9 protein-coding genes are annotated in these 10,396 nt (G+C 71.0%); 4 read left to right on the plus strand and 5 right to left on the minus strand.

The annotated features are described in order from the left end of the window. The 3 genes from ABZS64_RS09290 to ABZS64_RS09300 form a co-directional block, all read right to left on the minus strand. A complete protein-coding gene (locus tag ABZS64_RS09290) occupies positions 1 to 1,287 on the minus strand; it encodes an extracellular solute-binding protein (protein ID WP_355825382.1) in 1,287 nt (428 codons plus the stop codon). Positions 1,288 to 1,424: 137 nt separating this feature from the next. Then, the gene (locus tag ABZS64_RS09295) at positions 1,425 to 2,570 is read right to left on the minus strand and encodes a hypothetical protein (protein ID WP_355825385.1); all 1,146 of its coding nucleotides are present in this window, start codon (positions 2,568 to 2,570) and stop codon (positions 1,425 to 1,427) included. After that, positions 2,567 to 6,235, minus strand: a complete 3,669-nt coding sequence (locus ABZS64_RS09300) for a tetratricopeptide repeat protein (protein ID WP_355825388.1) — start codon at positions 6,233 to 6,235, stop codon at positions 2,567 to 2,569. The genes ABZS64_RS09295 and ABZS64_RS09300 overlap by 4 nt, the downstream gene beginning before the upstream one ends. Before the next feature lie 36 nt (positions 6,236 to 6,271). On the opposite strand from ABZS64_RS09300, the gene ABZS64_RS09305 reads away from it, so the two are divergent. Next, on the plus strand, positions 6,272 to 6,577 hold the full coding sequence (locus ABZS64_RS09305; protein WP_355825391.1) for a trypco2 family protein: 306 nt from the start codon (positions 6,272 to 6,274) through the stop codon (positions 6,575 to 6,577). A gap of 51 nt (positions 6,578 to 6,628) precedes the next feature. Next, the gene (locus ABZS64_RS09310; RefSeq protein ID WP_355825393.1) at positions 6,629 to 6,931 is read left to right on the plus strand and encodes an NUDIX domain-containing protein; all 303 of its coding nucleotides are present in this window, start codon (positions 6,629 to 6,631) and stop codon (positions 6,929 to 6,931) included. 479 nt (positions 6,932 to 7,410) lie between these two features. Here ABZS64_RS09310 and ABZS64_RS09315 read toward each other — a convergent pair whose 3' ends face one another. Together ABZS64_RS09315 and ABZS64_RS09320 are read right to left on the minus strand one after the other, a co-directional pair. Beyond that, the gene (locus tag ABZS64_RS09315) at positions 7,411 to 7,926 is read right to left on the minus strand and encodes a hypothetical protein (RefSeq protein ID WP_355825396.1); all 516 of its coding nucleotides are present in this window, start codon (positions 7,924 to 7,926) and stop codon (positions 7,411 to 7,413) included. An 80-nt stretch (positions 7,927 to 8,006) separates the two neighbouring features. Beyond that, positions 8,007 to 8,432, minus strand: coding sequence for a recombinase family protein (locus ABZS64_RS09320; protein ID WP_355825399.1), 426 nt, complete (start codon positions 8,430 to 8,432; stop codon positions 8,007 to 8,009). Between the two features lie 197 nt (positions 8,433 to 8,629). On the opposite strand from ABZS64_RS09320, the gene ABZS64_RS09325 reads away from it, so the two are divergent. Together ABZS64_RS09325 and ABZS64_RS09330 are read left to right on the plus strand one after the other, a co-directional pair. Further along, positions 8,630 to 9,676, plus strand: coding sequence for a helix-turn-helix transcriptional regulator (locus tag ABZS64_RS09325; RefSeq protein ID WP_355825444.1), 1,047 nt, complete (start codon positions 8,630 to 8,632; stop codon positions 9,674 to 9,676). Between the two features lie 13 nt (positions 9,677 to 9,689). Next, positions 9,690 to 10,271 (plus strand): HD domain-containing protein, encoded by a 582-nt coding sequence (locus ABZS64_RS09330; RefSeq protein ID WP_355825402.1) that lies wholly within the window; start codon positions 9,690 to 9,692, stop codon positions 10,269 to 10,271. Positions 10,272 to 10,396 lie beyond the last annotated feature (125 nt).

Consider the following 10,396-nt stretch of genomic DNA (forward strand, 5'->3'; position numbering starts at 1 on the left):
CTAGGGAGCCTCCCGGGGCGCGTTGTCGCAGAGATCGTCCAGAACGAACGCCCCCTCGTCCCGCTGCAGCTTCCGCTCCGCCTCCAGCTGGTCGAGCAGCCGGGTCAGCAGCGCCTTGTCCTGCGGATCGCCCAGGAACTCCAGCACGGCACGGTAGAACGCGTCCCGCAGCGTCGGCGGCATCGCGTCCGAGGCGTCCAGGCAGATCTGGCCCGCCCCGTCGAGCAGCTCCTGGACGGCTCGCGTGCCGCGCGACAGCGGTACGGAGCCGAACGTGCCGCCGGGGAAGTACGGCCGCTCCCCGGGCTTCGCCGCCTTCGCCCAGTCCTCGCGCGCCTCGCGGGAGGTGAGGCGGCCCAGCAGGTCCCACGCCGCTGCGCTGGGCTTGAAGACCGCTGCCAGGTCGCCGGAGACCTCGTAGACGCTCTCGCCCGCGCTCTTCGCGCCGAGGAAGCGCGCGGTCGGCTCGGGCATGACGTCGTCGCGGTAGTGGCGGCGAATGAACGAGCCCTGGTGCTCATGGGTGCAGTCGCCCCGGTTCAGCAGCCCGTACTTGCCGTTGCCGAGCAGTTCGAAGGAGGAGCGCAGACCCTCGGCGCCGAGGGCCCTGGCGTCCCCGCCCTTCCTGTCGTTCGCGGCCAGCAGCCTCGCCCACTCCTCCCAGGCGGGCCTCGTTTGCTGCCACGGCGTCTTGCCGGTCGCCCACGCCTCGTACTCCGCGGGCCCCTTCCGCTGCAGCAGCAGATCCTCCACCCAGTCGGTGCCCGGCCAGCCCGAGGTCGCACCCGAGCCCATGCCCAGGCACCAGTCCGGCTTCTTCCCGGCGCTTGCCGCGCGGCTCCACACGAGCGACTTCAGGTCCACCCGCACGGGCGCCCAGTAGGCGTGCGTACGGGCCTCGCCCCGGTCGTTCCCGACGGTCACGGACGGCGCCCAGGGCGGGACCGCGGCTCCGGCGACCTTCTCGGGCAGCGGGTAGGCGTCTCCGGTGCGGGCGTATTCGGCAAGGTCGCCGGGGCTGCTCAGGATCGCCAGGTCCGGCGGCGCGTCCGCCTGGAGCTGGGCGAGCAGTGTCTCGCGCAGGGAGCGGGTGCCCTTGTAGACGTAACTGCGCCCGGTCCGCTCGCCGATACGGCTCAGCGCGGCCACGAACGGCTTCTCCTCGCCGTCCGTCCACGGGCCGAGTACGACCAGTGTGCGCTCCTCGCCCGCGTCCGAGCAGCCGCCTGCCGTGACGGCAGTGGCGGTGAGCAGACAGCAGGCCAGCAATGCCCTCAAGCGCTTCATGCGTCCCCCAGGGGGTGTCTTTCGGATCTTGCCGGGCTCGCGTGCCCTGGCACGCCCATCTGCTGCGTTGTCGTCAGTCGCCGACGCTCCGCGTCGGCTCTTTCCTCCGCCTTGCATCTGCACGCACCAGACCCCGCTCACTGATCCGGCCTGATCCAAAAGACACCCCCTAGCCTCCGTCGGGGGCGGCGGCCGGCCGGATAGGGCCGGACGTAGAGGAAGAGCGTGACCCCGCAGGCGAGCGCGCCCACCCCGCCGGCGGGCACGACGACGCCCGCCGTCAGTGACCAGCCCTCGGGATGTGCGTCGCGCATCGCGACGTCCGCCGTGTGCGCGGCGGACTCGATCCGGCGGGGGGCCGAACGGTCAGCGGCTACCGCATCGAGGGCGCCGACGGCCGTACGTGCCCGCTCCTGCGCGGTATGTTCCCCGGCCCCGCCGAAGGCCAGCAGCACGGGAGTGAGCAGCACCGGCACCGCAGCCACCGCCAACTGCACACTGATCAGCCGCAGTCGGTCCCGCAGGAAGACCGACGTGCCCAGCAGGACGAAGGCGAAGAGCAGGGCCGCCAGTGCGGCGGCGGCCGCGCCGGTCAGCGTGAGCGGGCTCCAGGCCGCCAAGTCGTGGTTCTCCTGCTGGAGTTGGCCCTCCAGCTCCTGGACGCGCTCCAGGATCGAAATGGGCTCCTGGGCGGTTCCCGGGGCGACCGTGCGGTGCCTGCCGCGCAGCATGTTCTCGGCGTAGGCGACCCCGGCCCTGCGCAGGACCTCGCTGGTACGGTTCCGCTCCGCCCAGGCGATCTTGTCCCCGTAGGCGACGACGAGGCCGGAGACCACTCGCAGTTCCTGCTCCTGCCCCTTGTGCAGAGCCCTGGACTGGGCGACCCGGTTGAGGCTCTGCGTGGCCTCCGTCAGCAGAGAGCGGTACGTCTCGCCGAGCTCGACCAGGCCGGGTGTCTCGGTCTTGATCAGCCGCAACTCGGCCTGTTCCTGGGCCAGTTCGAGGGAGGTCCTGGCCTGCGCCAGATCGACCAGCGCGGGCACGCACCGGTCCCGCAGCCGCTGCGTACGGCCGTGGATGTCGCCGTAGGCGGCCGCCGAGAGGGCGAGGGCGACCACGGCGAGCATGGGCAGCACCAGCATGCGGCGGCGCAGGAACGCGGCAGTGTGGCGGCTGCCCTCGGGGGTCCGTCCCGCGGCGCGCTGCCACAGCGCGGGCAGGGCCTTTGCCACCCCCAGGCGCAGCCGCGTCACGGCGGGCCGGACCCGGTCGCGGAGCTTCATGCGCTCTCCCCGCCGCCGGGCGACCGGCCCGGCGTGAGCCGGACCCGCCACCGGCTCCGGCGCCGGTCCCCGTCCCTGGCATGTCTCAGACCGAGAGGCCGGGTCCGGTAGGCGTTGTCGAGCAGCGCCTCCGCGAGCGCGGCGTCCTCGGCGAGATCGGTGCGAGGCACCTGCTTCGCCAGCTTGCGATAGCCGGCGGAGAGCTGTTCGCGCAGCTCCCGTTCGCTCGCCGGTACGGACATCCCCGGCGGCAGCGAACCGCGCAGCTCGGCCAGGAGGTCCCCGCCCTTCTCCCGTGCCGCGCCGACCAGTTCGAGCAGCAGCTCAAGGAGCTGCGTGGTGAGCCGTTCGTACGCCTGCCGGTCGGTGAGCCCCTCGTGGCTGACCAGCCTGCGCAGCGCGGCGTAGGCGCGCACCGCCGACGCCACGGTCGGCGGGGACCCGTCGGCGGGCGGGCCGGCGTGGATGCGCACCATGGCCGTACGGGCGGCCGTGCGGTGCCGGGAGTCGGGCGGCACGCCGTCCAGCGAGGCGAGGGCCAGGTCCGGGCTGCGGCGGGCGAGATGGATACGGGCGAGCCCGAACGCGGCGCTGCCGAGCGCGTGGTTGCGCCGCCACACCGCGTCGTAGAACTGCATGGCCTGCTGCTCGTGCCCCTCGCGGGTCGCGGCATCCGGCGTGCCGTCGGCCAGCTTCTCGTGGCAGTAACCGAGGGCGAGTTTGGGCGCGTACTCGCCGGGAATCGCGTCGTACACCTCGTCGAAGCAGGTCAGGGCACGGCGAACCCGGCCGTGGGCGAGTTCGGTCAGGCCCCGGTGCCAGTCGAGCCGCCAGTCGTAGCGCGCCCGGTCGCCGAGCAGCCGGCCCGCCCGGTCGAGTTCCATGGCCGCGGCGACCAGCTGCTGGTCGCGCCCGTGCAGTTGGTCGCGGGCGAGCTCCAGATGCAGCCGGCAGCGCAGCAGATGCAGTTCGGGCGATGCCAGCCACTCGTCGCTGAGCTGCAGCAGACCGGCCGGATCGGCGTACGAAGTGCGCTGCAGCTCCTTCCAGTTGGGGTCCTGCTGGTCCGCCTTGGGCACGGGCAGGGCCACCGCCACCTCCGCCGGGCCCGGCACCTGCGCGCCTGGGTCGCCACCGCTGCCGTCGGCCCGCCAGCGGGTCAGCGGCGGAGCCTTGCCCAGCTGCCCGTCCAGGGCGGTGGCGGCCCGGTCGAAGAGCGGGGAGGGTTCGAAGGTCTCCTCGCCGAGCCGCAGGGAGCGAAGTTCGCGCAGCACTCCGCGCAGCTGGAGCGCCATCTCCTGGGCGGTGGCGTAACGCCGCTTGGGGTCGCGCGCCATGGCGCGCCGCAGGGCCCGCTCCAGCGACTGGGTGCCGAGGTCGGCGGGCGGCACGGGGGCCGTGGCGAGCAGCGCGTCGAGGACGGCGCCGACGGTGTACAGATCGCCCGCGGTCGTCATCTCGCCCGAGGGGCCCGTCTCCGGCGGCCGGTGGCTGACCGGTCCCGGTGTGCCCGGTCTGCGCACTCCGGCGACGTCGATGAGTTTGATGCCGTTGCCGCAGTGCAGCACGTTGGTGAGGGAGAGATCGCCGTAGACGAGGCCCTCCTGGTCGTGCAGATAGCTGAGCGCGTCCAGGATCAGCAGCCCGTACACGACGATGAACTCGCGCACGCGAGGTCCCGAGAACGGCGGACGCTGCTGGCCGATACGCGCCGCGACCCATTCCAGCGGCGCACCGTCGGCGAACTCCATCACGATGAACTCCGCCGAAGTCGACGGATGGCGCGCATAGTTGACCACCCGGATCACGGAGGGATGGTTGAGACTGACCAGCCGCAGCCGCTCCTGGTGCGCCTGAAGGACGGCAGCCGGATTGCCCGGATCGAGAATGCCCTTGAGCGCGACCGGGCGGTTGTCCAGCAGCAGATCACGAGCCAGATACACCTGTCCGTGACTGCCCTGGCCGATCGGGCCCACCACCTCGTACTGCTGGTGCAGCCGGTCGCCGCCCGCCAGATGCGGCCCGGCCGGTGCGGTGACGAGCGCGTCCGGGTCGCGCACGGCGACGACCGGCAGATCGGTGAGCCCGTCGCCCGGCGGCTCGACGACGAACTCGTGCGGGCCGAGCGGACCGGCCAGCGCCTGCTCGGCGGCCTCGGCGTCGAGCAGCGCCGTCTCGACGTCGACGGCGAGCCGGAACAGCGCGTGCGGCAGGGCCGGCGATTCGTACAACGGGCCGCCGCGGCGCAGCTGCTGGAGCTCGCGGCGCAGCTTCGGCGACCGGTCCTCGGGGCGGCGGGGTGCGGGACGGCCCGCCGTGCCCGGGTGCCCCGGCAGCTGCCGTAATCGCTGTTCGCTCTCGGCCAGCCGGTTCACGCGCGCGGCGAGCCGGTCCGCGCGGCGGTCGGCCCACTCGGGATCAAGGAGTTCGGCCCGTACGCGCGCGAGCAGCGGGGAGCCGGGGTCGCTGAAGACGAGCAGCAGCCTGCTGTCGTCCCGCGCGAGCAGGGCACGCAGCAGCGCGGTGATCTCCGCGTCCTCGGACGCGGACCGGTCGACGGCGAGGAAGGCGGCGATCAGCGGCGGGCTCTCCTCGGCGATCTGCTCAAGCAGCGCCGTGCGGGATCCGAGGCCCTCCAGACCGATCCGCTCGGCGGCATGGACGGCGAGCTGCCCGGCGGTGCGGTTGGTGGCGTCGACGGCGATGTCGATGCTGCCCACCTGTGGTTCACCCGCCGGACTCCCGGACGCGGACGGCGGGCTCTGCTCCCGGTCGGCGAGGGTAAGAGCCGAGCGGATGGTGTGCAGCAGCGCATGCTCGCCCTCACCGGCGAAGGCCAGCTCGACGGGGTCGGTGTCCGGCGCCCCGTCCAGCCAGCGGGTCAGCCTGCGGTGCAGACCGGGCACGCGTCCCGAGGCGGTCCGGTCGGGGGCCACGGCGACATCGCGGGAGACGGCACGGGGGCCGGTGACGGTCAGGCCGAGCCGTTCCAGCGGCAGATGCTTGAGCACCGTCTCGGTCGGGATCATGTACGCGTGCTCCCGCCGCACGGGCGCCTGCGGGGTGCCGAACTGGTGGGCCACGATGCCGATGAGGCGGCGCGAGCGGCTGTGCACGACCCCGCTGCCGCTGTAGCCGTGCCGGACGACGTACGGCGAGCCGTCGGTGTCGAGCTGCACCCACTCGGGCTTGGGCGCCGGCCCGCCGCGTCCCATCAGCCGGGCGTCGAGATGCTCACCGCCCGGCAGGTCCTCGGGATAGCCGGTGAAGTGCACGGGTTCATTGCGCGCCGGGATCTGGCGGTGCAGTACGGCATGCGGCACGGGCGGCTCGTGGTCCAGTTTGAGCAGGGCGAGATCGCCGCTGAAGTGCGCGGTGGGAAGGACCAGATACTCCCGCAGCAGCCGGGCGCGCAGCGGGTCCGGCGCATCACCGGGCAGGGCGGCGGCGCCGGGCACATCGACGTACACCGTGTCGAAGGGGGTCCGGGTGCCGTCGTGGCCGGGGCGGGAGAGCACCGTATGGGCGCAGGTGAGCACGAGTCCCCCGGGGAGCAGCACCCCGGCGCCCAGCGGGCGGCCGGAGCGGTCCTGCGTACGAAGCAGACAGACCCGCCAACTCTCTTCCTGCGACGATGAGTTGGACGTGCGCAACGGCTCCCTCATACTTCACAACGATAACTACAGGAGACGAGGTGCGCGATGGCTGAGCGTGACGATGCGGCTGTGGCAGGTCTGGCCGAGGTGATCGGACAGGTCCGGGACGAGCTGGAGCGGGCTCAGCGGGCGGGCGACGAACGCGACCTCAAGTTCAGTGTGGAGAAGGTGAATCTGGAGTTCGCGGTGCAGGTACGCCGCGAGGGCAGTGGACGGGCGGAACTGCGGATCGGGGTGCTCACGGCGGGCGGGGGCGGCTCGGCGGGCCGGGACTCGACGCACACGATCCAGATCGAGCTGAAGCCGCAGGGGCGGGACGGGAACCCGAACGTGGCGGTGGGCGGGGAGTAGGCGGGGGCGACGGTCAGTGCCTCGCCGTACTGTGCGCGGGTGACGCATCACGTGATTGCACGACGGACCCTGGAGGCTGCTGCCGCGGACGCCCGTCAGGCCGTAGCCGAGCACGACAACGCCCACCATTGGCTGCTCAGAGCCGAGGCGGCAGTGAGTGGACCGTTGGCGACCGAAGTATGGGTCTTCGATACGGAACTGACGCACGTCCTGCTGGTCAACCACCGTTGGCGGGGTTGGGTCTCGCCCGGCGGCAGGGTTGAGGCGGATGAGACGCCCCGCGAGGGGGCGTCTCGCGAGCTGTTCGAGGAAACCGGGATCAGAGCAGAACTCCTCGCAGGCCGGCCGCTGTGACCGTTCGCTCTTACTGTCCCGGCTGGCGGGCCACGATGGGGGTGTCCTTCACAGCAATCGTCGACCGAGCGACACCACTCGCCCCTGAGCAGGGTCAGCCTGCGGCCTGGCTGCGGCTGGACGAGCAGTGGCAGGGGTATTTCCCCGAAGACCGCCAACGGATGGAGCAACACGCCGCCTGGATGCGGGCAGGCTGCGGATTACGGAACCCCCGGGTTCACCGATCGCACGAATGACCGTCTCAGACCCACGCCTGATAGGTAGACACGCACCAAGACGAAGGAGTCCCGGTCTGTCCGCGACAGGGTACGCAGACAGCCCGGGACTCGTTGTGCTTTCAGGCCTTACGCGGGAGGACGAAACCTCTCACGGGCCTAGGTTGCGGATCGCGGGAGTCTGGTGTCTGTGCACGTTTCCACGCCGCGGCCAGCTGCGCGTATCGCGGGTCGATCCACTCGGCCATGCGCCACCTCCTCCGCTCAGGCTACGGGCGGCTGGGGGGTGGGCATGGGGCGGATGGTGCACTCCGGTGCGTGTTGGCACTTCGCCGCCACCGATACGAGTGTCCCGTCCGAGGGCGGGCCCCACAGGTCGAGGTCAGGGGTGTAGCCCACCTTGACGATCATTGCCCGGGTGCGGCCCAGGATCTCGGGTTCGTAGTACGTCGGGTCCCAACCGGGGAAGTGGTGCACGAAGCCGCCGAGCGAGCCGCACAGCTCCGCGTACATCGCCGTGTGGAGGATCAGCGCGTGCCAGCCCTCGTCGATGATCCGGGAGGGGGCGAGGCCGACCATGGAGTACCGCGAGCAAGCGGCAACGAACTTCAGCGCCTCCTCGATGATGCGTCCCGCCATTCCCTCGGCCATGTCGGGGTTGGCGTCCATCACGGTCTTGCGGCAGCTGGTGAACTGCTTGTCGGTGATCAGACAGCGGACCAGGTCCGGGATGGGGCTGCCCGGTGGGTCCGGCACTGGAGGGGTCGGAGGTACGCTCACGATCGATCTCCTTTGTTGGAAGGGGATTTGACCCGCCCCGGCCGGGGTTTCCTGGCCGGATGCATCGGCCGGGGCAGGCGTCATTGGGGTGTGCACAGGCGACCGCGCGCCTCTTCCGCAGTGGAGTCGCTCTCGCCTTCGGCGGTCTCGCAGTGTCCGCCCGCGTGCCCGATTCGGCGGCGCATGTCGGCACTCTGAGCGGCATTTCGGGTGAGGCGATCCCAGTTGTCGACGAGGCAGACGGCGGGATCCGTGGCTGTGTCCATGGCCACGCACAGCGCCTCGAACTGGGGCCGGTAATGCCCCAGGGCGTGGTCGCCGAGGTCGAGCCAGATGCCTGCGATCTCCCAGCCTCGGGACTGTGCGTAGGCGCGGCAACGGTCGAGGCGGATGCCGAGTATCGCCGTGGAGGTGGTGGCGTGCCGATCGTAAATGAAGGCGCACGGCCGTTCCTTGGCCGTTGCGTTCCCGTGTTGAGGACTCGGGATCCGCTGTGTGACATCCACGATGGCACCTTCCCGCTACGCTCAGTTGCCCGGTCATCACTGCGAATACGACAGTAGGCAGCGCGCATCGCCGCTTGAAGTGACCACAGGTACGGGTAACGGGCAGCTGCCCAAGGGCAAGGGGGGACACCGTGGACAGCCACCCGCGAACCACCCCGACCACCGGTCGGGGAACATCTCCGCGTGGACGCGGCGGCATAGTCTCCGGTTACGTCTTCCGTCTCATCCGGGAGCAGTTGGGCCACACTCAGGACGTGCTCGCCGACAACTTCCGGGTATCGCCCGACACGATCGCCGGATGGGAGTCCGGCCGCCGGCCGCTCACTGCCGTACCTGTAGGCCAGATGCTCGTGCACCGCCACCGCCTTTTGTGGCTCGGCACCAGCCCAGCACTCCTCTTGGCCCTCGAACGTGCCATGGAAGCAGACGTGTTGCTGTCCAGTGCCCTGGATGGCAGTGTGCAGGCGGATGACAACCCTCTTGGCGCGTGGGTGTTGCAGCGCGACCTGGTCGAGGTGCTCGCCTGGCCACTGAACGGCATGGTGCCCACGCCGCTGCGAGCTCTGCCCGACCCCCCACGCCCCTGTCGCGGCCCGGTCCCGACAGGGCCGGAGCTATCGGCCGGCGATCGCGCGCAGTTCTTCGCCCGTATGCGCGGGAACGCCGAACAGGCGCGGGGATCAGCGCACTTCCTCCTTCGACGTCAGGCTCTCTATCTGGCCGGATACGACGACGGCGCGGACACCTCCGACTGGCTCGCCCACCAACAGCGCACCGAGCGCCCAGACGACTGGCTGACGAGCTGGCTCAACGACCGCTCGGTCGCGGCCGTTGCCGCTCGGCAAGGCGACCGGGAACGCATGGCGCACTTCATCACCACCACCCTCGCCGACGACGACGCGGGCGAGGCCGCCAACCTCAACTACTGGGCCTACTGGATCGGCGAGACTCCGCACGTCCAGCTCTCCGACGACTTCATCGCTTCTCCCGCCCGGGGTCCCTGGCAGGGCGACAAGCTGATGCATCACCTGGTGCGCGGACTTACGCCGTATCACGGGTTCTTCGACCTCAACGTCCACACCCTGTGGGCTCTCCTCGCCGCGCGCCCCAACCTTTTGCGGGCGTCGGCAGTTCGAGCACTGCGCTCCCGGCTCCCTGTGATGTTGGATAGCCGGGAGCTGTCGGCGCGAGCGCGCCTGGAGCTTGAGGGCATCCGGTACGCAATCCGCCTCGCCGAGGCGTGAGAGGAGACGGACGGTGGCTGACGACCTGTCCGCAGTGGCGCACTTCTTGTACGAGGCGGGCACGCTCAAGCATGTGCGGCGTACCGGATGGTGGATGGCAGGCGTGCGCGATCCGGAGAGCGTCGCCGAGCACTCGTGGCGCACCTCCCTGATCGCCTCGATCATCGCCAAGCTGGAGGGCGCGGACCCGGCACGGGCCGCGTTCCTCGCCGTATGGCACGACTCCCAGGAGACCCGTACCGGGGACGTGAACTACCTCGGGAAGAAGTACTCGCCAGGGGCTGACCCGCAGGACGTGACCGCCGACCAGACGGCCGGCATGCCTGACGTGCTGGCATCCGCAGTGCGCGAGCTGGTCGCGGAGTACGAAGCGAAGGAGTCCCCCGAAGCGGTCTGCGCCAGGGACGCGGACAAGCTGGAGTGCATGCTCCAAGGCATCGAGTACAAGGCTCAGGGCTACGAGAACGCGCAGCGGTGGATCGACAACAGCCGCGGTCGACTCGTCACCGAAACAGCTCACCGGCTCGCCGACGAACTCCTCAGCCAGGGCTCCCTCGACTGGCTGCGCACCGCACTCGGCGAGAAGCATGCCTGACGGAGGGCAAGTCCCCCGCACACGCCCTGCCCATGGACGGGTGCTCCGGGGCCGGATCGTGTTCCTCACGCGCTGGACGGCGGACCGCACGGCGCGAGACACCGCCCTCGGCTCCCTCCTCCGCG

Source organism: Streptomyces sp. NPDC005408 (assembly GCF_040606445.1).
Taxonomy (GTDB): Bacteria; Actinomycetota; Actinomycetes; order Streptomycetales; family Streptomycetaceae; genus Streptomyces.